Source organism: Streptomyces sp. NPDC002742, assembly GCF_042888885.1.
In the GTDB taxonomy this organism is placed as follows: domain Bacteria; phylum Actinomycetota; class Actinomycetes; order Streptomycetales; family Streptomycetaceae; genus Streptomyces.
Map to the genome: position 1 here is coordinate 1 of NZ_JBIAQF010000023.1, position 23,929 is coordinate 23,929.

Below are 23,929 nucleotides of genomic sequence, written 5' to 3' on the forward strand. Positions count from 1 at the left end.
TCGGGGGGAGGTAGACGACGTCGAAGCCCATCTCCGCGATCGCGGGCAGACGTTCGGCGGCCGTCCGGAACGTCCCGTGCACCGCGGGACCGCTCCGACCGCTGCGACCGCTCTCCGAGCGCGGGAAGAACTCGTACCAGGAACCGAACAGCGCCCGCTCCCGCTCCACCAGCAGCGGCAAGGGCTCGGACGAGGTCACCAGGTCACGCAGTGGATGCCGGGCCAGCACCTCGTCCACTTCGGGGGTGAGGGCGGCGGCGAGGCGGGAGGCGACGGGGCGGCCGGTGTCGCGCAGCGCGTCGACGGCCCCGATCAGCGTGTCCCTGCGGCTCCTGCCCTTGGGCCCCTTGGGCAGTTCGGCGACGGCCCGCTCGTAGAGAAGGGCGCCCTCCTCCAGCACCAGTTCCGTGTCCAGGCCGGCCGGGATCTTGATCCCCGCGTGATGCCGCCAGGTGGTGACCGGATCCCCCCACGCCTCCACCGTGTACGTCCAGTGGCCCTCCGTGCCGGCGCTCACCCCGGCTCCCCAGCGGTCGGTGCCGGGGGCCAGCTCGCGCATCGGCGTCCACGGGCCGGGGCGGCCGTCCGGGTCACGCAGGACGACATTCGCGGCGACCGCGTCATGGCCCTCGCGGAAAACCGTGGCCGAGACCTCGAACTCCTCGCCCACCACCGCCTTCGCGGGACGGCGCCCGTGCTGCACGACCGGGCGGACGTCGAGGACGGGGATGCGCCCCACGGCCGTCGCCGGAGCGGCGGCAGGGGCGACGGGGGCGTCGGGGGCGTCGGGGGTGCGGGTGGCGGGGACGGCGGCCTTGCCTGCCCTGGCAGCGGCTTTGACGACGCCGGGAGCGGTCTTGCCCGCCTTCGGAACGGCCTTCCCCGTCTTGGCAGCGGCCTTGCCCGTCTTGGGAGCGGACTTGGCCGTCGTGGGGGCGGCCTTGGCCCCGCCGGGCCGGGACCCGGCCCGCTTGGACTTGGGCGCGGCGCTGCGGGGAGCGGACGCGTCCGGGGCGGAGGTGACCGGAGTGGACGTGTCGGGAGCGGACGCGTCAGGGGTGTACGTGACGGCGACGGAGGCACCGGCCGCAGGCTTACCGGTGGCGGACGTGACGCCGACGGAGGCACCGGCCGCAGGCTTACCGGTGGCGGACGTTCCGGAGACCGACGTACCCGTGACGGATGTACCGGCGACGGGGGTGTCGGTGCCCGGGGCGGTGGAGGCGGCGGTCGTGGAGCGGGCGGTGGAGTCGGCCGGGCCGGGGGTGGCCGGGCTGTGGCCGCCGGGGGCGGCCGACGGTTTCTCAGGGGTACGCGGACCGGCTTCGGCCTTGCGTGTTCGGGGCGTCTCGGGGGTGGTCGTCGGGGGTGGCGACGTGTGGTGCGTGGCGGGCATGACCGCTCCTGTCCGCGTCAACGTGGGTGGGCGGATGAGGGTGTGGGGAGGTGGGGCCTGCGGGTGTACCGGAGGAGCCTTCCCACCCTATGCGGGTGAGCATTCCGGCACTTTGTTAACTACTCACGCGTATGTCTACACACAAGACCGGCCTCGTCCCGGGCAGGCGAGGCCGGTGCGGTGTGGCCGAATCACCCTGGTTGTACCAGCGTCCCACCAGTGTCAGCCGACTTGCAGGAGCCTGTTCGGTGAACCCGGGCCGACGCCCGTCATCCTTCCCCGGACCGCCCGCTTCACCAGCGCCTTCACCACCTGGGCCGGTGCCGCCCCCTGATGGTCCGCCAGATAAAGCGCGGCCGCGCCCGCGGCGTGCGGGCTCGCCATCGACGTACCGGAGTACGTCGCCCTGCCCGAATCGCCGGCGTACGAATCCGACGTGATGTCCACCCCCGGCGCGAAGAGGTCGAGCGACGATCCGGTGTTCGAGAAGCCCGCCCGCGCGTCGGCGCGGTCGCTCGCGCCGACGGTGAGGGCCTGGGCGACCCGGGCCGGAGAGTAGAGCGAGGCCGGCAGTCCGGCGTTGCCCGCCGCGACCGTATACGTCACGCCGGAGGCGATCGAGTTGCGGACGGCCGCGTCCAACTGGGCGTTGGCGTACCCGCCCAGGCTGAGATTGGCCACGGCCGGCCTTCTCGCGTGCCGGGTGACCCAGTCGATGCCCGCTATGACCTGGGCGGTGGAGCCGGCCCCTTTGTCGTCGAGGACGCGGACGGCGACGACCCTGGCCTTCTTGGCGACGCCGTACCCGGTTCCGGCGACGGTGCCGGCGACATGGGTGCCGTGGCCGTTGCCGTCCTGCGCCGTCCTGTCGTTGTCGACGAAGTCCCAGCCGTAGCTCGCCCGGCCCCCGAAGTCCTTGTGCGTGATGCGGATGCCGGTGTCGATGACGTAGACGGTGACCCCCGCACCCGCCGATCCGGGTGCCGTGTACCGCTTGTCCAGTGGCCGGCCCGGCTGGTCGATCCGGTCCAGGCCCCACGAGGGCGGGTTCCCCTGGACACGGTCGAACGTCACCCGGGTGTCCTGGACGACCGAGGCCACGCGCGGGTCCGCGGCGAGCCGCCGGGCCCGTCTCTCGTCGACCCGCACGGCGAAGCCGTTGAGAGCCGTGCCGTAGGTGTGGCTGATTCTCGCCCCGTACTGCTCGGCTATGCCCGTCCCGGCCGACGACGGAGCCCGGGTAACCCCTTTGAGTGTCACGATGTAGCTCCCACTGACGGAGCCGGGTTCCCCCGTTCCGGGTATCCGTCCCTCGGGGGCCGCCTGCGCGGGCGGGGCGATGGCCGAAAGCACCGCGGCCGTCGTGACCGCGGTGAGACCCGCCGCCCAGCGCAGACGCCACTTCCTCGTCCGTGCCATGACTTGAGTTCCCCTCCTCAACTCGACGTACCGGGACCGGATCCGACCGTTCCGGGCGGGGTCCGGCCGCACGTCACCCGGTGAGCCTCTCGTGCGGTGCGAAGCACCACAAGGCCGCCCATGAGGGCGGAATCGGCCATGTCGGCCATGGGTGCGGGGAAGGTTGCGTCGATTTCTCGCCGACGTCACACGCTTGGCCCCATCCGGGGCCGTGCCGCGATGCGCCGTGTCGCGAAGGCACCCTCGCCGCTAACGTCGTGGGTGACGAAGGCCGCACAACGCCGTGCGTCCCTCTGCCGCGTACGTCCTGTGTGAAGGTGGAACTCGTGAAGGCGATCCGCAGATTCACCGTCCGACCCGTTCTCCCCGAAGTCCTTCACCCGCTCAGTGACCTGGCCCGCAACCTCCGCTGGTCCTGGCATGCCGAGACCCGCGACCTCTTCCAGTCCGTCGACCCCGAGCGCTGGACCACGTGCGGCGGTGACCCCGTGCGACTGCTCGGCAGCGTGTCGGCCGGCCGGCTCACGGAGCTCACGCGGGACAGCCGCTTCCTGCGCCGTCTCGCCGCGGTCTCCGCCGACCTGCGCGAGTACGTGACGGGTGAGCGCTGGTACCAGACGCAGACCTCCGACCTGCCCGCCGCCATCGCCTACTTCTCGCCCGAGTTCGGCATCACCGCCGCGCTGCCGCAGTACTCCGGGGGCCTCGGCATCCTCGCGGGCGACCATCTCAAGGCCGCCAGTGACCTCGGCGCCCCGCTGATCGGCGTGGGCCTGCTCTACCGGCACGGCTACTTCCGCCAGTCGCTGTCCCGCGAGGGCTGGCAGCAGGAGCACTATCCGGTCCTCGACCCCAACGAACTGCCCGTCGTGCCCCTGAGCGAGGAGGACGGCACGCCCGCCCAGGTCTCCCTCGCCCTGCCCGGCGGCCGCGCGCTGCGCGCCCGGATCTGGCTGGCCCAGGTCGGCCGCGTCCCGCTGCTCATGCTCGACTCCGACGTCGAGGAGAACGACCTCGGCGAACGCGAGGTCACCGACCGGCTGTACGGCGGCGGCAGCGAGCACCGGCTGCTGCAGGAGATGCTTCTCGGCATAGGAGGTGTTCGGGCGGTCCGGACGTACTGCCGGCTGACCGGGCACCCGCAGCCCGAGGTGTTCCACACCAACGAGGGGCACGCGGGGTTCCTCGGCCTGGAGCGGATCGCCGAACTCGGCGACGAGGGGCTGGACTTCGCGTCAGCGCTGGAGGCCGTGCGGGCCGGCACGGTCTTCACCACCCACACTCCCGTGCCCGCCGGCATCGACCGCTTCGACCGGGAGGTGGTCGCCCGCCACTTCGGCGCCGACGCCGAACTCCCGCGCATCGACGTGGAGCGCATCCTCGCCCTCGGCATGGAGACCTACCCCGGAGGCGAGCCGAACCTCTTCAACATGGCCGTCATGGGCCTGCGCCTCGGCCAGCGGGCGAACGGCGTCTCGCTGCTGCACGGCCAGGTCAGCCGGGAGATGTTCTCCGGGCTCTGGCCGGGCTTCGACCCCGAGGAGGTGCCCATCACCTCGGTCACCAACGGTGTCCACGCGCCCACCTGGGTGGCGCCCGAGGTCTTCCGTCTCGGCTCCCGGCAGATCGGCGCGCAGCGCACCGAGGACGCGCTGACCGTCGGCGGCTCGGACCGGTGGGACGCGGTGGCCGAGATCGCCGACCAGGAGATCTGGGACCTGCGCAGGGTGCTGCGGGAACAGCTGGTCCTTGAGGTACGGGACCGGCTCCGGGCGTCCTGGCGCCAGCGCGGCGCCGGCACGGCCGAACTCGGCTGGATCGACGGGGTGCTCGACCCCGACGTCCTCACCATCGGCTTCGCGCGCCGGGTCCCCTCGTACAAACGGCTGACCCTCATGCTGCGCGACCGCGACCGGCTCATGGACCTGCTGCTGCACAGCGAGCGGCCGGTCCAGATCGTCGTGGCGGGCAAGGCGCACCCCGCGGACGACGGCGGGAAGCGGCTGATCCAGGAGCTGGTCCGGTTCGCGGACGACCCCCGGGTGCGCCACCGGATCGTCTTCCTGCCCGACTACGGCATGGCGATGGCCCAGAAGCTCTACCCGGGCTGCGACATCTGGCTCAACAATCCGCTGCGCCCGCTGGAGGCCTGCGGCACGAGCGGGATGAAGGCGGCGCTCAACGGCTGCCTCAACCTCTCCGTCCTGGACGGCTGGTGGGACGAGTGGTTCCAGCCCGACTTCGGCTGGGCGATCCCGACCGCGGACGGCACCGCGACCGACGACGACCGCCGGGACGAGCTGGAGGCCGGTGCCCTGTACGACCTGCTCGAACAGCGGGTGGCCCCGCGCTTCTACGAGCACGGTCAGGAGGGCCTGCCCGACCGCTGGATCGAGATGGTCCGCCGGACCCTGACCCACCTCGGCCCGAAGGTCCTGGCGGGCCGGATGGTGCGCGAGTACGTGGAGCGCCTGTACGCGCCCGCGGCCCACGCCCACCGTTCCCTCACCGCCGACGCGGCCCGCGAACTGGCCGCCTGGAAGTCGCGCGTCCGCGCCGCGTGGCCGCGGATCACCGTCGACCATGTCGAGGCGTCCTCGGCCACCACGACCCCCGAACTCGGCACGACCCTGTCGCTGCGCGTCCGCGTCGGCCTGGGCGACCTCGCCCCCGACGACGTGGAGGTCCAGGCGGTCGCGGGCCGCGTCGACACGGACGACCGCATCGCGGACGCGGTGTGTGTCCCGCTGAAACCGACCGGCGGCCCCGATCTGGAGGGCCGCTGGGTGTACGAGGGCCCGCTGTCTCTCGACCGCACGGGCTCCTTCGGCTACACGGTCCGCATCCTGCCTGCTCATCAACTGCTCGCCTCGGGAGCAGAGCTGGGGCTGGTGACGGTTCCGTCGGAAGGGTCGCAAGAGGCGGCGGGAGTGCTGATGCGGTAGCAGTTGACGTGGTCTGCACCACGAATCCGGCCGGCCCCAAACGGGTGACGAAGGATAGTTGTTCGCGGGTCGGAGTCCGTGGAGAACTGTCAAGGGCTCCACCGAAGGAACGGCTTCGGTGGAGCCCTTGGAGTTTCGTCGCAGTCCGCCGTGGAATGCGGTTCACTCCGTTGCGTATTCGGCGCACAGCCGCTTGAGCACCACCCCGCACCGTCGGGCATAAGCACGCTGAAATCCCCGCGTCGCCGCCCCGCCCGCGCGGGCGTACCACCTGGCGGCGCGGCTGAAGGCGGAGACGGTGAGCCAGACCGTGCCGTCGCCGGTGCGGGAGACCACGAAGGCCTCCTCGCCGCACTCGGGATGGCCGGAAAGCGTTCCGTAGGCCCAGGCGGTGCGCCGGGGTTCCTCGGCGGTCCAGACGATGCGGCAGGGGGCCTTGATCGGGCCGATGCGGACCGTGACGTCGACGCCCGGCGCCGCCTTGTCGGCGTCGGTCACCATGCCGATTCCCATGGTGCGGTGGAGCTCCCAGGTCATCAGGGCTTCGGAGGCGCGCCGGAAGACGGCCTCGCCCTCGCCTATTCGGGAGCGGACGTGCAGTCGGTGGAAGCCCGGGGGGCAGCGGTCCTCGCGGGTCGCGCCCACGTCCTCGTACGTGTAGGGCATGGGGGCAAGAGTAAGGCGGCACCCGGCACTGTTCCGTGCCGGGTGCCGCCTCAGTTCGATTACGTTCGTACTAGCACTAGCTGACGTTGACCGCGGTCCAGGCCGCCGCCACCGCGTTGTACTGGGTGCTGCCGGAGCCGTACAGCGCGGCCGCCGCCGAGAGGGTCCCCGTGCGGGCGGACTTGTAGTTGGTGGTGGACGTGAAGTACGTGGTCAGCGCCTTGTACCAGATCTGCAGCGCCGCGGCCCGGCCGATGCCGGTGACCGTCGTGCCGCTGTAGGTCGGGGAGTTGTAGCTGACTCCGTTGATCGTCTTCGCGCCGCTGCCCTCCGAGAGGAGGTAGAAGAAGTGGTTCGCGACGCCGGACGAGTAGTGCACGTCCTTGCTGCCGACCGAGGAGGACCAGTAGTCCGCCGAGCCGCCGTCCTTGCTGGGCTTGTCCATGTAGCGCAGCGGGGTGCCGTCACCGTTGAGGTTGATCTTCTCGCCGATGAGGTAGTCGCCCACGTCGGAGGAGTTCCCCGCGTAGAACTCGACACCGGTGCCGAAGATGTCGGAGGTCGCCTCGTTGAGACCGCCGGACTCGCCCGAGTAGTTCAGGCCCGCGGTGTTGGCGGTGACGCCGTGGCTCATCTCGTGGCCGGCGACGTCCAGCGAGGTCAGCGGGTGCGTGTTGCTGGCGCCGTCGCCGTACGTCATGCAGAAGCAGCTGTCGTCCCAGAACGCGTTCTCGTACGAGCTGCCGTAGTGGACGCGCGAGTACGCTCCGACGCCGTTGTTCTTGATGCCGCTGCGGCCGAAGGTGTTCTTGTAGAAGTCCCACGTCTCCTGCGCGCCGTACGCGGCGTCGGCGGCCGCGGTCTGGTCGGTGGTGGAGCTGGAGGCCGCGCCGGTACCCCACACGTCGTCCGCGTCGGTGAACAGCGTGCCCGCGGAGGAGGTCGTGGTGTGCGACTTGTTGTACGTCTTGTGGCTGCCGCGGGTGCTGTCGGTCAGGCTGTACGTCGAGCCCGACAGGGTCGAGTTGAGGGTGACCGTGCCCGAGTAGAGGGTCTTGCCGGTACCGGTCTCGATGCCCTGGTACTCGTAGAGCTTCTTGCCGGTGGCCGCGTCGGTGATGACGTGCAGCTCGTTGGGGGTGCCGTCGTCCTGGAGGCCGCCGACGACGGTCTCGTAGGCGAGGGTCGGCTTGCCGGCGGCGGCCCAGATCACCTTGCGGGGCGCCTGGTCGGCGGCGGTCTTGGCCGAGCCCGCGGTCTTGGCGGCGGTGAGCGCCTGCTTCTCGGCCTTGGCGGTCGTGACCAGCGGCTTGAGCGAGGCGACCTTGATGGCCGCCTTGTTCGCCTTCGTCACACCCTCGGTCCTGCCCGCCTTGGACTCGTGGACGACGAGGTCGCCACCGAGGACCGGAAGTCCGTTGTACGTGCGCGCGTAACGGGTGTGGACGGTGCCGTCGGCGTCCTTGACGACGTCCTTGACGACCAGCTTCTCCTTGGCGCCGAGGCCTATCTGCTGGGCCGTCTCCGCCGTGGCGGCGTCGGCCTTCTTGATGAGCGCGGTGCGCGCGGAGTTGGACAGCAGGACGGGCGAACCGGCGAGGGGGGTGGTTTTGCCGGCGGGGAGTGCCGCGGTCTGGGCGGCGGCACCGGTGGTCAGACCGGTGGCGAGCAGTGCTCCGGCCGCGACGGCGGTGGCGATGGCCAGAGTGGTGCGCTTGTGACGCGCGTAGAGGGGGGTCACGCAAGCTCCTTCTTGTGGGGGCGACCGAACGGCGTGGGGTGGCCGGACGGACGGTTGTGAAGTTGCGGTGCGGGTGAGCCGTGCGGGTGAAGCGTGCCATCCCGGACGCGTACATGTCAGGAGGCCATAAGGACCTTGGCCGAAAATCGTCGATCAGGTGAACAGTTGGGTGCCCGAGGGCCGTGTGAGGCACAGGCAAGGGCGGGTCAACCCAAACCCCCTGGAGGGCAAAGGAGGGCGCCGTCCCGGGGGGTCGAACCTCCGGGACGGCGCCCTGGCACCCAGTCCGCGCGCGGACTTCCGCCGCGGTTTACGGGAAGGTCAGCTTCCAGCTGTTGATGTAGCCGGTGTCCTGGGCCGCCTGGTCCTGGACCTTGAGTTTCCAGGTCCCGTTGGCGACTTCGGAGGACGCGTTGACCGTGTAGGTCGCGTTGACGTTGTCCGCCGAGTCGGAGGAGCTGAAGTTCTTCAGGCGGTACGTCGAGCCGTCCGGGGCGACCAGATCGATCACCAGGTCACCGCGCCAGGTGTGCACGATGTCCACGGCGACAGCGAGGTTCGACGGGGCGTTGCCGGTGCGGCCGGTGACCGTGATCGACGAGGTGACCGCCGCACCGTTGTCCGGAATCGATACGTCGGCCGTGTTCTCGAACGACGTGCCGCCACCGCCGCCACCGCCCGGACGTGAACCGACGTTCACGGCCGCCCAGGCGTTCTGCACCGCCGTGTACTCGGCGCTCGTCGTGCCGTACAGCTCACCCGCCGCCGCGAGCGTGCCGGTGCGGGCCGACGCGTAGTTGGTGGTCGAGGTGAACTTGGTGGTGAGCGCGCGGTACCAGATCTGCAGCGCCTTGTCGCGGCCGATGCCGGTGACCGGAAGCCCGTCGGAGGTGGGCGAGTTGTAGCTGACGCCGTTGATGACCTTGGCGCCGCTGCCCTCGCTCAGCAGGTAGAAGAAGTGGTTGGCGACACCCGACGAGTAGTGCACGTCGAGGTTGCCGACACCGGAGTACCAACTGTCCGCGGAACCGCCGTCCTTGCTCGGCTTGTCCATGTAACGCAGCGGTGTGCCGTCGCCGTTGATGTCGATCTTCTCGCCGATGAGGTAGTCGCCCACGTCGGTCGAGTTCGCCGCGTAGAACTCCACGCCGGTGCCGAAGATGTCGGAGGTCGCCTCGTTGAGACCGCCGGACTCGCCCGAGTAGTTCAGGCCCGCGGTGTTGGAGGTGACGCCGTGGCTCATCTCGTGGCCGGCCACGTCCAGCGCCGTCAGCGGGTCGTTGTTCCCGGACCCGTCGCCGTACGTCATGCAGAAGCAGCTGTCGTCCCAGAACGCGTTGACGTACGAGTTCCCGTAGTGCACCCGGGAGTACGCTCCGACGCCGTTGTTCTTGATGCCGCTGCGGCCGAAGGTGTTCTTGTAGAAGTCCCACGTCACCGCGGCGCCGTAGTGCGCGTCGGCGCCGGCCGTCGCGGCGTTCGACGTGGTGCCGTTGCCCCAGGTGTCGCTGGTCTGCGAGAACAGCGTGCCGGTGCCCGACGTCCCGTGGTTCAGGTTGTACGTCTTGTGGGCGCCGCGCGCACCGTCGTTCAGCGTGAAGTTGGAGCCCGACTGCGTGGTCGTCAGGGTCACCTGGCCGCTGTACTGGGTGTTGCCGATGCCGGTCTCGATGCCCTGGTACTCGTAGAGCTTCTTGCCGGTGGCCGCGTCGGTGATGACGTGCAGCTCGTTCGGCGTGCCGTCGTCCTGGAGGCCGCCGACGACCGTCTCGTAGGCCAGGGTCGGCCTGCCGCTTCCCGCCCAGATCACCTTGCGGGGCGCGCGGTCGGCGGCGGTGCTCTTCGAACCGGCGGCCTTAGCGGCGGACAGGGCCTGCTTCTCCGCCGTGCCGGCGGCGACCGCGGGCTTGAGGGTGGCGACCTTGAGGGACGCCTTCGTCGCCTTGTAGACGTGCCCGGTCCTCCCGGACTTCGCGGTGTCGACGACCAGGTCGCCGCCGAGGACCGGCAGTCCCTGGTACGTCCGCTCGTAGCGGGTGTGGACGGTGCCGTCGTGGTCCTTGATGACGTCACGGGCGACGAGGCTCTCGCCGGCGCCGAGACCCAGGTCCTTGGCGGTCGTGGCCTTGGCCGCGTCGGCGTCGCGTATCAGCTCGGCGCGCTGCGAGGGGGTGAGCTTCACGGCGACGGCGCCCGGGTTGACCCTGCCCGCCCGGGGGGCCTGCTCCGGGGTGGCGCTCGCGGCGCCCGACTGGACGGCCGCGGCCAGCAGGGCGGTGACGCCGACGAGGGCGACACCGGAAACGCGGCGCTTGGTGATGTGGGAGGTGCGTCTGTGGGGAGAACTGGTGCTCAACACTGACTCCTTCTGCATGGCCGCGGGTCGCGCGGCCAGGGGAGACCGGACGATGGATGACCCGTCCGGGCAGAACTGGGCGTTACGCGGAACCAGGTGCATGGGGTCGTACGGCTCAACACGGCGGACGTAGCTGTGAGGTTGCTGTGAAGTAGCCGTGGGAAGAGTGGCAGGAGATAACCCTTTCTGTCAGGACCGCGTCACCAAAATGGCCTGAACCGGTTCGTTGTCCGGTTAGTCGTGTTCGCTATACGGACCGTCCTTCGGGTGTTCGTCCTGGTGTGAACCGGACAGCCGGACGGGAGGACGGACCGCCTCGGAACGCGCCCGGCGCGAGGTGCCGGCCGGGTGGCGCGTACCGCCAGATGACCGGCCCGCCAGCCGCAACGGAATGAAGCCCAGACCCTTTCGGGCGCGTTCCGGCACGTCCGCTCGCCCGCGTCCGTCCCCTGCGGTTTGAGTGATCCCGACATTCCGGCCCGCTCCCGGCACCTTCAGCCGCGCGAGGCGGTGCGATCCGGACACGTATTCCCTCAGGAGGTTTGGTGAGAAGGTCACATTGGTGTGCGAGCCTGGCGGCTCTGGGAGGCCTGACCGGCTCCCTGGCACTCGGCGCTTCCATCTCGTCCGCGGCGTCCGCGCCTTCGGACGACAGCCGTACCCGCGGGGTCGCGCAGGCTCTGTCCGCCACCCCGGCCCCGAAGCCGGCGCCCGGGCACGTGAAGCCCGGGGACGTGAAGCCCGGGGACGTGAAGCCTGGGGACGTGAAGCCCGGGGACGTGAAGCCGTGGCACGAGCACGGCGGGTACGACGAGCCGCGGGAGTGCAAGGGCCTCGTGCCGGACCCCATCCCGCCGAGGCTGGAGCGCCTCTACTTCTGCGGTGACTGGCGGCTGGGCCCCAGGCGGCTGCCGAACAGGGGCGCGCTGGGGCGCGTCCTCCGCGGGTACGACCGGCTCGGCGGCCTCACCGCCGTGAAGTTCCTCGACAAATGGTGGGACCCCACCCTCGACTCGGGCCAGGGCGACTGGCGCTACCCGCCGGACGACGGCTTCACCCACCGGAACCAGACGGTGCTCGCCGCGCCCCTGGTGCTCCACGCCGGCCTGAAGCTCGACCGTGTCGGCAGCGAGGCGGGCCGTTTCCTCGCCCCCCTCGGCACCAAGTACGGGAAGCGTTCCATCCCGCCGTCGAGCCTCGACACCATGGACCCGCGCTACCCGTACAACTACCACACCTACCGGCTGGCCAAGGATGTGACGGTCTGCGCGGGCAGGACCGCCCCGGGGTTCGAGCAGCCCGGCCTCGGCACCCAGTACGTGACGTCGAGCAAGTTCTGCCCGGACATTCCCCGCACCACCGTGGGCGACCTGGTGAGCAATGGCACGCTGGTGCGGATCGGCAACTGACCACGCCCCCTTCCTCGGTGGCGCGCGACTCCGAGCGGAAGCCGGACCCGGCCGTGACCGGCCCGGCTTCCGCCCCGGCGGAAGGCTGACGGCATGGACCGGTTCGCGTTGTGCCGGGCCCTCGAAGCGGCCGGCGTTCCCGCCGCGTCCTACGAGATCGCGGGCTGCCCCGGCGGTCTCCGCGCGGCCGAGCGCTACTTCCTCGAAGGACATGACGGGGACTGGACCGTGGGCGTCCACGAGCGCGGGACGCACGAGGTGTTCGAGCGGTTCGCCGACGAGGGCGAGGCCTGCCGGTGGCTCTACGACCGGCTCATCGCGGAGTCGTCCGCCCCGGCGCCCGCGACCGAGGCGCCGGCCGATCCGGGGGGCGACTCCGAGGCTCTGCAACGGCAGGCCGACGAGGAGCTCGAACAGGCCCTCGGCGAGATGCGCCGCCGAGCACGCGAGAGGTCCGGCGAAAAGCCCCGGGAGGCGCCCCACGAGGGGCCGGCCGAAAGGGACGGTCCCGCGTAGCCCGAACCCTGTCGCGTCACACCGTGACGACGACCTTCGCCCGGGCGTGCTCCACTTCCAGATAGCGGATGGCCTCCGGGACCTCGCTCAGGGACGCGTACGTCCGGTCGACGACCGGGGTGATCTTCCCGGATTCGACGAGTTCCCGCAGGGCCGCGAGGTTCTCCGCGCACTGTTTCGCGGTCAGGGTGAGGATCCGCTGACCGACGAAGCGCGACAGCGCCGGTCCTCTCAGAATCAGCCCCATCGGCCCGAAGAGACTGCCGCCCTCGGACACCCCGCCGCCGGACAGCACGAGCGTCCCCGTGGGTGTCAGCGCCCGCCGGAACGCGGTCAGGGAGCGATTGCCCACCAGGTCGAGCACGACGTCGTAGCGTTGCCCCTCGCGGGTGAAGTCCACCGCCGCGTAGTCGATGGCGCGGTCCGCGCCGAGGGACCGCACCAGATCCGTGTTCCGCGCGCTGCACACGCCGGTCACCTCCGCGCCGTACGCCTTGGCGATCTGCACGGCGAAGGTGCCGACACCCCCCGAAGCGCCGTTGACGAGCACCCGCAGTCCCGGCCGCAGCGGTGCCACGTCGCGCAGCCCGATGAGGGCGGTGTTCCCCGCCAGCGGCAGTGCGGCGGCCTGCTCGAAGGTCAGACCCGCCGGCTTTCTCTCCACCACGTCGTCCGGGGCGCAGACGTACTCGGCGAACGCCCCGTCGGCCTCGCCGAACACCTCGTCACCGGGACGCAGCCGCTTCACGTCGGCGCCGACCGCCTCGACGAGTCCCGCGAAGTCCCGCCCCCGGACCCGCTGTTTCGGCCTGCGGGCGCCGAAGGACAGCCGGGCCAGATACGGGTCGCCGCGCATGAGGTGCCAGTCGTACGCGTTGAGGGAGACCGCCTTCACCCGCACGAGCACCTGGTTTCCCGTCGGCACCGGTGTGTCGAACTCTCTCAGCTCCAGTTCGTCGGGAGAGCCGTACCGGTCCTGGGCGATCGCTTTCATGGGAACTCCGTAAAGCACCCGTGGGGTGCGGGAATCGATCGGCTGGCCGAGGGAGCGCCACTGCTCGCGAGGCTAGCCGGGCACCGGCTCCACGGGAATCGGGGAGAGGCCCTAGGGGACAACCGGAGGAACCGCCGGCCGCCCCGGCGGTCCGGTGTACCCGGATCCGCGTACGTGTCGATCACGGGCTCTCTCCGCCCTCTCCGCCCTCTTCGTCCTTTCCGCCCCGAAGTCCGTCGGTCCGCCCGTCCGGCGCCAGGACCTGTCCTAGACGAGGCTGTCGCGCCAGGCCCGGTGCAGATCCGCGAACCGGCCGGTGCCCACGATGAGTTCGGCGGGTGTGCCGTCCTCGACGACCCGCCCGTGCTCCATCACCAGCACCCGGTCGGCGATCGCCACCGTCGACAGCCGGTGCGCGATGACCACCGCCGTACGGCCCCGCAGAACGGTCGACATGGCGCGCTGCACGGCCCGTTCACCCGGGATGTCCAGGGAGCTGGTCGCCTCGTCGAGGATCAGGACGGCCGGGTCGGCCAGCAACGCCCGCGCGAAGGCGACGAGTTGGCGCTGACCCGCCGAGATGCGGCCGCCGCGCTTGCGTACGTCCGTGTCGTAGCCGTCGGGCAGGGCGCTGATGAAGTCGTGCGCGCCGATCGCCTTCGCGGCCCGCTCGATCTCCTCGCGGGACGCCTCGGGGCGGCCGATCGCGATGTTCTCCGCGACCGTGCCCGAGAACAGGAACGCCTCCTGGGTCACCATCACCACCCCGCGCCGCAGTTCGGGCACCGACAGCTCGCGCAGATCGACGCCGTCGAGCAGGACCCGGCCGTCGGAGGGGTCGTAGAACCGGGCCAGTAGCTTGGCCAGCGTCGACTTGCCCGCGCCGGTCGAGCCGACCACGGCCACCGTCTGTCCGGCGGGCAGCCTGAGCGAGAAGGCGGGCAGGACCTCTCCACCAGTGCGGTACGCGAAGCGGACCTCGTCGAACACGACCTCGCGACCGGGGTGTTCGGAGGCGAGTGACGGCAACCGCCGCGGTACGGAAGGCTCCGGCACGGACGGCGTCTGGGCCAGCAGACCGGCGATCTTCTCCAGCGAGGCCGCCGCGGACTGGTAGGAGTTCAGGAACATCCCGAGGCGGTCGATCGGGTCGTAGAGCCGGCGCAGATAGAGCACCGCCGCGGCGAGTACGCCGAGCGCCAGCGAACCCGAGGCCACCCGGTAGGCGCCCCACAGCACGATGCCCGCGACCGCCGTGTTGGCGACGAGCCGGGAGCCGACGACATACCGGGCCATCTCCAGCAGGGCGTCGCCGTTCGTCTTCTCGTGCCGCCGGTTGAGCACCCCGAACTCGGCTTCGTTGGCGGCCTCCCGGCGGAACGCGCGCACCGGCCGGATGCCGTTCATCGTCTCCGCGAACTTCACGATCACCGCGGCGATCGTCGTCGAGCGGACGGCGAAGATCCGGCCCGCCCGGCGCTGGTAGCGGCGGATGAGCAGGTACAGCGGCACGAAGGAGACCACCGCGACCGCGCCCAGGCCGGCGTCCAGCCAGAGCAGCATCGCCGAGATGTAGACGAAGGACAGGATGACCGTGACGAGTTCCTGGAGGCCCTCGCTGAGCAGTTCGCGCAGCGACTCGACATCCGTCGTGGAGCGGGAGATCAGCCGGCCCGAGGTGTAGCGCTCGTGGAAGTCGACGCTGAGCGCCTGGGCGTGCCGGAAGATCCGGCCGCGCAGATCGAGCAGCACGTCCTGGTTGACCCGGGCCGAGGCGATGATGAAGGCGTACTGGAGCAGGCCGGAGGCCGCCGAGCACAGCAGGTAGGCGACGCCGACGGTGATCAGCGGCCCGTGGTCGTCCTGCCGGAACGCCGGTACGGCGCGGTCGATGGCGTACGCCACCAGGAGCGGGCCCGCCTGCACCGCGGCCTGCTGGAGCAGCAGCAGAACGGTGCTCAGGGCCACCCGGGCCCTGAGCGGGGCGAGCAGCGAGCGGAGCAGCGTCGCGGTCGCGCCCGGGGGAGTGGGAAGCGTGTCGCGGTCGAAGGGGTCCTGGTACGGCTCGGGCTCCGGGGCTGCCCGGCCCTTTCGCCGTCCGGCGTCCCGTCCGGCGTTCCGCCCGGCGTCCCGTCCGGCGTTCCGCCCGGCTTCCTGTCCGGCGTCGCGGTCCTCGTACGGTCCGGCGGCGGGTTTCCTGTCCGGTCCCGTGTCCGGCTCCTTCTCCGGCCCCTTCTCCGGTCCTTCGTCGGGTTCCTTGTCCGGCGCGGTGGTCGTGGGCGCCGCTGTCATCGGCCGTCCTCCTCTGCACCCGACATCAGGTGGGCGTATTCGGCATGCGTGCGCAGCAGTTCGTGGTGGGTGCCGACAGCCGTGACCCGGCCGCCGGAGAGCAGGGCCACCCGGTCGGCCAGCAGGACCGTGGACGGGCGGTGCGCCACGATCAGCGCGGTCGTCTCCGCGAGCACCCGGCGCAGGGCGGCCTCGACCGCCGCCTCCGTGTGCACGTCCAGCGCCGACAGCGGGTCGTCGAGCACCAGGAACCGGGGCCTGCCGACCACCGCGCGGGCCAGCGCGAGCCGCTGGCGCTGCCCGCCGGAGAGGCTGAGCCCCTGCTCGCCGACCTGCGTCGCCGTGCCCTGGGGCAGCGCGTGCGCGAAGTCGGCCTGGGCGACGGCGAGGGCACGGTCCAGCTCCGCCCGGCCGGCGCTCTCCGCGGCGCCCATCAGGACGTTCTCGCCGACGGTGGCCGAGAAGAGGGTGGGTTCCTCGAAGGCGACGGCGACGAGTTCGCGCAGCTCCTCGCGGGGCATCTCGGTGATGTCCCGGCCGTCCAGGGTGATCCGGCCGGACGTCACCTCGTGGAGGCGGGGGACGAGCGCGGTGAGGGTGGTCTTGCCGGTACCGGTGGCGCCGACCAGGGCCATGCTCTCGCCGGGGCGGATGTGCAGGTCGATGTGGGCCAGCACGGGTGGCGCGTCCACCGGCGCGTCGGGATACCGGAACCCGACACCGTGAAACCGGAGCCCACCATCGGCCTCGGCCCCGGCCCCAGCCCCGGTCTCGACCCCGGCTTCCTCCCCGCCCCCGGCTTCCTCCCGGGCCGCGGTCCAGGCCGTCCCGCCGTCGCCCTGGACGGCCGCGTCGGCCCGTACCCGCGCCGAACTCGGGGCGGGCCCGGCCGCGACGGCCGACGCGGACGTGGCCTCAGACGTGACCTCCGGCGTGGCCTCAGACTCCGGCGTCGCGTGCATGACCTCGAAGTACCGCTCCGTGGCCGTCCCCGCCTCCTGGCTCATCGCGAGGAGGAAGCCGATGGAGTCGACGGGCCAGCGCAGGGCGAGCGCGGTCGAGAGGAACGCGACCAGCGTGCCGGCGGAGAGGCGGCCGTCGGCGACCTGGACCGTGCCGAGGACGAGGGCGGCGCCGATGGCGAACTCGGGCAGCGTGACGATGACGCCCCAGATGGCGGCGAGCAGACGGGCCTTGACCAGCTCCGTGCCGCGCAGCGTCCCGGACAGCTCGCGGAACGCGCGCGCCTGGCTGCGATGGCGTCCGAACCCCTTGATGATCCGGATGCCGAGCACGCTCTCCTCGACCACCGTCGTGAGGTCGCCGACCTGGTCCTGCGCCCGCCGCGCCACCTCCGCGTAACGCCGCTCGAAGAGCCAGCAGACGATCATGACCGGGACGGCCGGGGCCAGCAGCACCAGCCCGAGGGTCCATTCCTGGGCCAGCATGATGGCGATGCCCGCGGAGATCGTCACGGCGTTCACCAGCAGGAAGGTCAGCGGGAACGCCAGGAACATGCGGACCAGCATCAGATCGGTGGTCGCCCGGGACAGCAGCTGGCCCGAGGCCCAGCGGTCGTGGAAGGCGACCGGCAGCCGCTGCAGATGCCGGTACAGATCGGCCCGCATCGCCGCCTCGACCCCGGCCAGCGGGCGGGCCACCAGCCAGCGGCGCAGCCCGAACAGACCGGCCTCGGCGACGCCGAGCAGCAGCAGATACAGCGCCCCGAGCCAGACACCCGCCGGATCGTGCCCGGTGACCGGACCGTCCACCATCCACTTCAGGATCAGCGGGAACACGAGCGCGAGACAGGACGCGACCACGGCGACGAAAGCGGCGCAGAACAGCCGTGTCCGCACCGGGCGTACATACGGCCACAGGCGCAGCAGGCTGCGTACGGTCGATCGGTCGGGGTGGTCCAGGGCGGCGGCATCTGGTGTGGACATCACCTGCGAGCCTACGTTTCACCACTGACAGTGCCCACCGGGTTTTCGGCGTGCCTGAATCGTCCGAAGGCCCGGGTGCCCCGGCTCGCGGCCACCGCCTGGGCGGGTGTTCGAGGGGTCGGGTCGTACCGCGGCATCAACCGATCGGCTGATGCCGGTTCGAGCGCGATGGCCGATGCGCCCGCCCGGGCCCCGCCGGGATCCTCGGACCATGTCAGTCATCGAAGTGAGCGGACTGCGCAAGTCCTACGGCGGCCGGGCCGTCGTCGACGGTGTCTCCTTCACCGTCGAGGAGGGCGAGATCCTCGGGATCCTCGGCCCGAACGGCGCCGGCAAGACCACCACCGTCGAATGCGTCGAGGGTCTGCGGCTCCCCGACGCGGGCCGCGTCCGGGTCGCCGGTCTCGACCCCTTCACCGACCACGAGGCCACCAGCCGCGTCCTCGGAGCCCAGCTCCAGCAGAGCGAACTCCAGGCGAAACTCACCGTGCGCGAGGCACTGGAGCTGTACGCCGCCTTCTACCCGGCGCCCGCCGACTGGCGCCCGCTGGCCGAACGCCTCGGACTGACCGACCGGCTCGGCACCGGCTTCGGCAAGCTCTCCGGCGGCCAGAAGCAGCGCCTGTTCATCGCGCTCGCGCTCATCGGCAACCCGCGCGTGGTCGTGCTCGACGAACTGACCACCGGGCTCGACCCGCGGGCCCGCCGCGACACCTGGGAGCTCATCGAGGACATCCGCGCCCAGGGCGTCACCGTCCTCCTGGTCACGCACTCCATGGAGGAGGCGCAGCGGTTGTGCGACCGGATCGCGGTCATCGACAAGGGGCACGTCGCCGCCCTGGACACCCCGGCCGGTCTGATCCGCCGCTCGACGGGCTCGACCGTCATCAGCTTCACACCGTCGGCGCCGCTGGACGAGGGTGACCTGGCCGCGCTCCCCGCGCTCGCGTCCGTCGCGCGCAAGGACGGCCGTATCACGCTGTCCGGCACCGACGAGACCGTCAGCGCCGTCATCACCCTGCTCGCCCGGCACCGCGTCACCGCCCACCAACTCCGCGTCACCGACGCCACCTTGGACGACGCGTTCCTGGATCTGACGGAGGTCGCGGTATGAACACCGCCGTTCTGCGTACCGAGTTGCGCCTCTTCCGCCGTGAACCGGGCTCCGTCTTCTGGATCCTGCTGTTCCCCACCCTGCTCCTGGTGATCCTGGGCTCCGTCCCGTCCTTCCGCCACCACCAGGCCGACCTGGGCGGCCTGCGCACGATCGACGCGTACGTCCCGATCGCCGTGCTGCTCGGCATGATCGTCGGCGGGCTGCAGTCGATGCCGCAGACCCTCACCGGCTACCGCGAACGCGGCATCCTGCGCCGGATGTCCACCACGCCGGTACGCCCGTCCGCCCTGCTGTCCGCGCAGATGCTGGTCTACGGTGCGGCTGCCCTGCTCTCCGCCCTGTGCGCCCTCGTCGTCGGCCGCCTCGCCTTCGGCGTACGACTGCCCGAGCAGCCGTACGGCTATCTCCTCGCCCTGCTCCTGGCGGTCCTGGCCGCGCTCGCCCTGGGCGCGGTGGTCTCCGCGCTGTCCCGGACGACGAGGATCGCGGGGGCGATCGGGTCGGTCGTGTTCTTCCCGATGATGTTCTGCGCGGGCGTGTGGATTCCGGTGCAGGCCATGCCCGACACGCTCGCCCGGATCGTCGGCTGCACGCCGTTCGGCGCCGCCGCACAGGCCCTGAACCGGGCGGCGGCGGGGAACTGGCCGGGCTGGACGCACCTGGGAGTGCTGGTGGCCTGGACCGTACTGCTCACGGCGGGCGCCTCCCGCTGGTTCCGCTGGGAATAGGAGAGCGTCCGTGCAGACTGGGGAGATGACCGCGGCGGACGGGCAGATCGAGCGACGCATGGAGCAGGTGCACGCCTGGGGGCCGTACGGGCTGCTCGGCATCAGCGTCGTCCTCGCGGCCGTCAGCACCGGCCAGATGGACGGAGCCGCCGAGTGGGAGATGGACGCGGGCCTGGTCGCCGCCGCGATCGCGCTCCAGCTCTGGTGGAACGGCACCCGTTCCCGCCGTCCCGCCCGCGGCCGGACCCCGTCCCGCGCCGGGACGGCGTACTACGTCGTGCGCTGGGCGATCGCCTTCACGCTCACCTGGAGCAGCGGTCTCTTCGCGTTCTACGCGGCCACCGGCTACATGGACGCCGACGAACTGATCCCGGGCATGTGGCGGCGGCTCGGGCTGTTCGCCTCCGCGATCACCGTGGCCGGCGCGCAGTGCGGCGGGCTGCCGCCGAAGGGCGTGACCCAGTGGATGGCGTTCGCCGGGCTCCTGCTCGCCAACTCGGGCCTCCAGATCATGGTCGCCCACTTCACCGAGCAGGAGGAACAGCGCTCCCGCGAACGGGCCGAGACCATCTCGGAACTCGAACGCACCAACGCGGCGCTCCAGCAGGCACTCGACGAGAACGTCGCCCTGCACACCCAACTCGTCGTCCAGGCACGGGAGGCCGGGGTCGCCGACGAGCGCCGTCGGCTGGCCGCCGAGATCCACGACACCATCGCCCAGGGCCTGACCGGCATCATCGCCCAGCTCCAGGTCGTGGCGAACGCCCCCGACCTGGCCGTCTCCCGCGCCCATCTCGAACGGGCCTCCGCGCTCGCCCGCCACAGTCTCGGTGAGGCACGGCGCTCGGTGCACAACCTGGCGCCCGTGGCACTGGCGGACGACGGTCTGCCCGAGGCGCTCAAGAAGACGGTCGCCGAGTGGGGCGAACGCACCGGCATACGGGCCGAGTTCACCGTCACCGGTACCGGCGAGCAGCTCCACGACGAGGTCTCGGCCACCCTCCTGCGCATCGCCCAGGAGGCCCTCTCCAACGCCGCGCGGCACGCGGCCGCCGCCCGGGTCGGCGTGACGCTGAGCTTCATGGGCGACGAGGTCACCCTCGACGTGCGCGACGACGGCCGGGGCTTCGACCCGCTCGCCGTCCCCGCCCGCACCGGCACCGGCGGCTTCGGTCTCGACGGCATGCGGGCCCGCGCCGAACGCATCGCCGGCTCCCTCGCCGTGGAGTCCGAACCGGGCCACGGCACGGCGCTGTCGGCTCGCGTACCGTTGGTACGCCATGACCGATGACACCGGTATCTCGCTGCTGATCGTCGACGACCATCCCGTCGTACGCGACGGTCTGCGCGGCATGTTCGAGTCCGGTCCCGGTTTCACGGTCGTCGGCGAGGCGGTGAACGGGATCGAGGCGGTCGAGCGGGCCGCCGCCCTCGACCCGGACGTGATCCTGATGGACCTGCGCATGCCGGGCGGCGGGGGAGTGGACGCCATCGCCGAACTGACCCGCCGCCGCGCCCGCGCCAGGGTCCTCGTCCTCACCACCTACGACACCGACTCCGACACCCTGCCCGCGATCGAGGCGGGCGCGACGGGCTATCTGCTGAAGGACGCGCCCCGCGACGAGCTGTTCACCGCCGTGCGCGCCGCCGCCGAGGGCCGCACCGTCCTCTCCCCGGCCGTCGCCTCCCGCCTGGTCAGCGCCGTCCGTGACTCCGGGGCTCCCGGCAACGAGCCCCTCTCCGCCCGCGAACGCGAGGTGCTGGCCCTGGTCGCCAAGGGCACCTCCAACCGCGAGATCGCCCGCGAACTGTTCATCAGCGAGGCGACCGTGAAGACCCATCTCACCCACCTGTACGCCAAGTTGGGCGTCAAGGACCGGGCGGCGGCGGTGGCGACGGCGTACGAGCGGGGGATCCTCGGCTGACCGGGCCGCCTCTCGGCCGCCGAGGCCGCGCCGGGCTGCCGTGAGCGCGCCCAGGCCGCCAGGACAGCGCCGGCCGCTGTGGGGCCGCGCCCTCAGCGGACCCTCAGCAGCAGCACGGACCGCGCCGGCACCGTGATCGCCGTGCCCGCCCGGTGCGTGAGCGCGGGCGCCTCGGTCTGACTCTCCCGGGAGGTGTCCACGACCACCTCGTACCGTTCGGCCCAGGGCGCCCCCGGCAGGTCGAAGGAGGCCGGACGGTCCCCGGCGTGCAGCACGGCGAGGAAGCTGTCGTCGACGACCGGCGTGCCCCGCGCGTCCCGGCCGGGGATGTCCCGGCCGGACAGGTACATGCCGAGCGTCGCGGCGGGCGCGTACCAGTCCCGTTCCGTCATCTCGGTGCCCCGCGCGGTGAACCAGGCCAGGTCCCGCAGTCCGTCGACCGAATGGGCCCGCCCGGAGAAGAACGCCCGGCGGCGCAGCACGGGATGCTCGTGCCGCAGCGCGATCAGACGGGACGTCAGCTCGAACAGCGCCCGCCAGTGGGGATCGTCCAGCTGTGACCAGTCGACCCAGCTGATCTCGTTGTCCTGGCAGTACGCGTTGTTGTTGCCCCGCTGGGTCCGCCCGAACTCGTCCCCCGCGACCAGCATCGGCACCCCGGTCGAGAGCAGCAGTGTGGTCAGCAGGTTCCTCAACTGCCGCCGCCGCAACGCCTGTACGCGCTCGTCGTCGCTCTCGCCCTCCGCCCCGCCGTTCCAGGCCCGGTTGTCGTCGGAACCGTCCCGGTTGCCCTCGCCGTTCGCCTCGTTGTGCTTGCGCTCGTAGGACACGAGGTCCCGCAGGGTGAAACCGTCGTGCGCGGTCACGAAGTTGACGGAGGCGTACGGACGCCGTCCGCCCCAGGCGTACAGGTCGCTCGACCCGGACAGCCGGTAGCCCAGGTCCCGCACGTCGGGCAGCGCGCCGCGCCAGAAGTCCCGGACGGCGTTGCGGTAGCGGTCGTTCCACTCGGTCCACAGGGGCGGGAAGGCGCCCACCTGGTAGCCGCCGGAGCCCACGTCCCACGGCTCGGCGATCAGCTTCACCCGCCGCAGCACCGGATCCTGCGCGATGACGGCGAGGAACGGCGACAGCATGTCGACGTCGTGCATGGACCGGGCGAGGGCGGCCGCCAGGTCGAAGCGGAAGCCGTCGACGCCCATCTCGGTCACCCAGTAGCGCAGCGAGTCCGTGATCAGCCGCAGCACCTGCGGCTGTACGACGTGCAGGGTGTTGCCGCAGCCCGTGTAGTCCGCGTAGCGGCGGGCGTCCGACTGGAGCCGGTAGTAGCCGCGGTTGTCGATGCCGCGCAGCGACAGCATCGGGCCGAGTTCGCCCGCCTCGGCGGTGTGGTTGTAGACCACGTCGAGGATGACCTCGATCCCGGCCGCGTGCAGCGCGCGCACCATCCGTTTGAACTCGCCGACCTGCTGTCCGGTCGTGCCGGAGGCGGCGTAGCCCGCGTGCGGGGCGAAGTAGCCGATCGAGTTGTAGCCCCAGTAATTCTTCATGCCCCGGCGCAGCAGGTGGTCCTCGTGGGCGAACTGGTGGACCGGCAGCAGCTCCACCGCCGTCACCCCGAGGCTGACCAGGTGCTCGATCGCGGCCGGGTGCGCCAGTCCCGCGTAGGTGCCGCGCAGGTCCTCGGGGATCCCCGGGTGCAGACGGGTGAATCCGCGCACGTGCAGTTCGTAGATCACCGAGTCCGCCCACGGGGTCTTCGGGCGGTGGTCGTCCGACCAGTCGTCGTCGTCCTGGACGACGACTCCCTTGGGGACGAAGGGCGCCGAGTCCCGGTCGTCGCGCACGGTGTCGGCGACCTGCTGCTGGGGCCAGTCCCGGACGTGCCCGTACACCTCCGGCGGCAGGCTGAAGTCGCCGTCCACGGCACGGGCGTACGGGTCGAGGAGCAGCTTCGCCGGGTTCCAGCGGGCGCCGGTCCACGGGTCCCAGCGGCCGTGCACCCGGAAGCCGTAGCGGCGGCCGGGGTGCACGCCGGGCACGAAGCCGTGCCAGATCTCGTGGGTGAGTTCGGTGAGCGGGACGCGGGTCTCGGCGCCCTCCTCGTCGAAGAGACACAGGTCGACGGCCTCCGCACCGCCGGCCCACAGCGCGAAGTTGGTGCCCGTGGTGCCGTCCGGCCCGACCCGGAAGCGTGCTCCGAGCGGAGTCGGGGCACCCGGCCACACGGAGACGGGGGGCGCCGCGGGGCGCCGCCGCGCGCCGTTCACCGCGGGAGCGGCCGGCTCCACCGCCGGTTCCGCGGCCGCCGGTGCGGCGGCGGACGGCCCCGCCGGGTCCGTGGCGGTCTGCGCGGGCAGCCCGCCGCCCGCGGCACGTCCCTCCTGGACCGCCTCCTGCTCGGGTGCGCTCGACACCGGTCAGCCTCCCACGGCTCGTGGAACGGCACGAAAAAGGGTGCGCGGCGTCCCGGCCGCAG

16 protein-coding genes are annotated in these 23,929 nt (G+C 71.6%); 7 read left to right on the forward strand and 9 right to left on the reverse strand.

Annotated elements, in window-relative coordinates; translation table 11 throughout:
- Nucleotides 1–1,396 (reverse strand): maltotransferase domain-containing protein (locus tag ACFYW8_RS32670; protein ID WP_389085722.1); only part of this gene is annotated, 1,396 nt, incomplete at its 3' end.
- 222 nt (nt 1,397–1,618) lie between these two features.
- Complete coding sequence (locus ACFYW8_RS32675; protein WP_389085726.1) at nt 1,619–2,815, reverse strand: S8 family peptidase; 1,197 nt, start codon at nt 2,813–2,815, stop codon at nt 1,619–1,621.
- A gap of 326 nt (nt 2,816–3,141) precedes the next feature.
- On the opposite strand from ACFYW8_RS32675, the gene ACFYW8_RS32680 reads away from it, so the two are divergent.
- On the forward strand, nt 3,142–5,760 hold the full coding sequence (locus ACFYW8_RS32680) for a glycosyltransferase family 1 protein (RefSeq protein ID WP_389085731.1): 2,619 nt from the start codon (nt 3,142–3,144) through the stop codon (nt 5,758–5,760).
- A gap of 162 nt (nt 5,761–5,922) precedes the next feature.
- Here ACFYW8_RS32680 and ACFYW8_RS32685 read toward each other — a convergent pair whose 3' ends face one another.
- The 3 genes from ACFYW8_RS32685 to ACFYW8_RS32695 all read right to left on the reverse strand — a co-directional run bounded on the left by ACFYW8_RS32685 (nt 5,923) and on the right by ACFYW8_RS32695 (nt 10,541).
- Complete coding sequence (locus ACFYW8_RS32685) at nt 5,923–6,426, reverse strand: DUF1990 domain-containing protein (RefSeq protein WP_365876188.1); 504 nt, start codon at nt 6,424–6,426, stop codon at nt 5,923–5,925.
- A 76-nt stretch (nt 6,427–6,502) separates the two neighbouring features.
- A complete protein-coding gene (locus ACFYW8_RS32690; RefSeq protein WP_389085738.1) occupies nt 6,503–8,167 on the reverse strand; it encodes a M4 family metallopeptidase in 1,665 nt (554 codons plus the stop codon).
- Nucleotides 8,168–8,477: 310 nt separating this feature from the next.
- A complete protein-coding gene (locus ACFYW8_RS32695) occupies nt 8,478–10,541 on the reverse strand; it encodes a M4 family metallopeptidase (protein ID WP_389085743.1) in 2,064 nt (687 codons plus the stop codon).
- Between the two features lie 527 nt (nt 10,542–11,068).
- On the opposite strand from ACFYW8_RS32695, the gene ACFYW8_RS32700 reads away from it, so the two are divergent.
- Together ACFYW8_RS32700 and ACFYW8_RS32705 are read left to right on the forward strand one after the other, a co-directional pair.
- Nucleotides 11,069–11,932 carry a TNT domain-containing protein gene (locus ACFYW8_RS32700; RefSeq protein WP_389085748.1) on the forward strand — a complete coding sequence of 288 codons (864 nt, stop codon included), beginning with the start codon at nt 11,069–11,071 and terminating at the stop codon, nt 11,930–11,932.
- Nucleotides 11,933–12,025: 93 nt separating this feature from the next.
- Nucleotides 12,026–12,448, forward strand: coding sequence for a hypothetical protein (locus ACFYW8_RS32705; protein WP_389085753.1), 423 nt, complete (start codon nt 12,026–12,028; stop codon nt 12,446–12,448).
- A gap of 16 nt (nt 12,449–12,464) precedes the next feature.
- On the opposite strand, the gene ACFYW8_RS32710 is transcribed toward ACFYW8_RS32705, so the two are convergent.
- The 3 genes from ACFYW8_RS32710 to ACFYW8_RS32720 form a co-directional block, all read right to left on the reverse strand.
- On the reverse strand, nt 12,465–13,442 hold the full coding sequence (locus tag ACFYW8_RS32710) for an NAD(P)-dependent alcohol dehydrogenase (protein WP_389085758.1): 978 nt from the start codon (nt 13,440–13,442) through the stop codon (nt 12,465–12,467).
- 267 nt (nt 13,443–13,709) lie between these two features.
- The gene (locus tag ACFYW8_RS32715) at nt 13,710–15,734 is read right to left on the reverse strand and encodes an ABC transporter transmembrane domain-containing protein (protein ID WP_389085763.1); all 2,025 of its coding nucleotides are present in this window, start codon (nt 15,732–15,734) and stop codon (nt 13,710–13,712) included.
- Entirely contained in the window at nt 15,731–17,680 is a 1,950-nt protein-coding gene (locus tag ACFYW8_RS32720) for an ABC transporter ATP-binding protein (protein ID WP_389085768.1), read from the reverse strand. Before ACFYW8_RS32720 ends, ACFYW8_RS32715 begins: the two co-directional genes overlap by 4 nt.
- A gap of 211 nt (nt 17,681–17,891) precedes the next feature.
- Between ACFYW8_RS32720 and ACFYW8_RS32725 the strand changes: the two genes are divergently transcribed.
- From ACFYW8_RS32725 to ACFYW8_RS32740, 4 genes are read left to right on the forward strand one after another with little or no spacing between them, the layout of a single operon-like run.
- Nucleotides 17,892–18,794, forward strand: a complete 903-nt coding sequence (locus ACFYW8_RS32725) for an ABC transporter ATP-binding protein (protein WP_389085773.1) — start codon at nt 17,892–17,894, stop codon at nt 18,792–18,794.
- Complete coding sequence (locus tag ACFYW8_RS32730; protein ID WP_389085778.1) at nt 18,791–19,525, forward strand: ABC transporter permease; 735 nt, start codon at nt 18,791–18,793, stop codon at nt 19,523–19,525. Before ACFYW8_RS32725 ends, ACFYW8_RS32730 begins: the two co-directional genes overlap by 4 nt.
- Before the next feature lie 25 nt (nt 19,526–19,550).
- Entirely contained in the window at nt 19,551–20,816 is a 1,266-nt protein-coding gene (locus ACFYW8_RS32735) for a sensor histidine kinase (RefSeq protein ID WP_389086221.1), read from the forward strand.
- The gene (locus tag ACFYW8_RS32740) at nt 20,806–21,450 is read left to right on the forward strand and encodes a response regulator (RefSeq protein ID WP_389085783.1); all 645 of its coding nucleotides are present in this window, start codon (nt 20,806–20,808) and stop codon (nt 21,448–21,450) included. Before ACFYW8_RS32735 ends, ACFYW8_RS32740 begins: the two co-directional genes overlap by 11 nt.
- A 92-nt stretch (nt 21,451–21,542) precedes the next feature.
- Here ACFYW8_RS32740 and glgX read toward each other — a convergent pair whose 3' ends face one another.
- Nucleotides 21,543–23,867: a glycogen debranching protein GlgX gene (glgX, locus tag ACFYW8_RS32745; RefSeq protein ID WP_389085788.1), complete on the reverse strand. Its 2,325-nt coding sequence runs from the start codon at nt 23,865–23,867 to the stop codon at nt 21,543–21,545.
- Nucleotides 23,868–23,929: the final 62 nt, after the last annotated feature.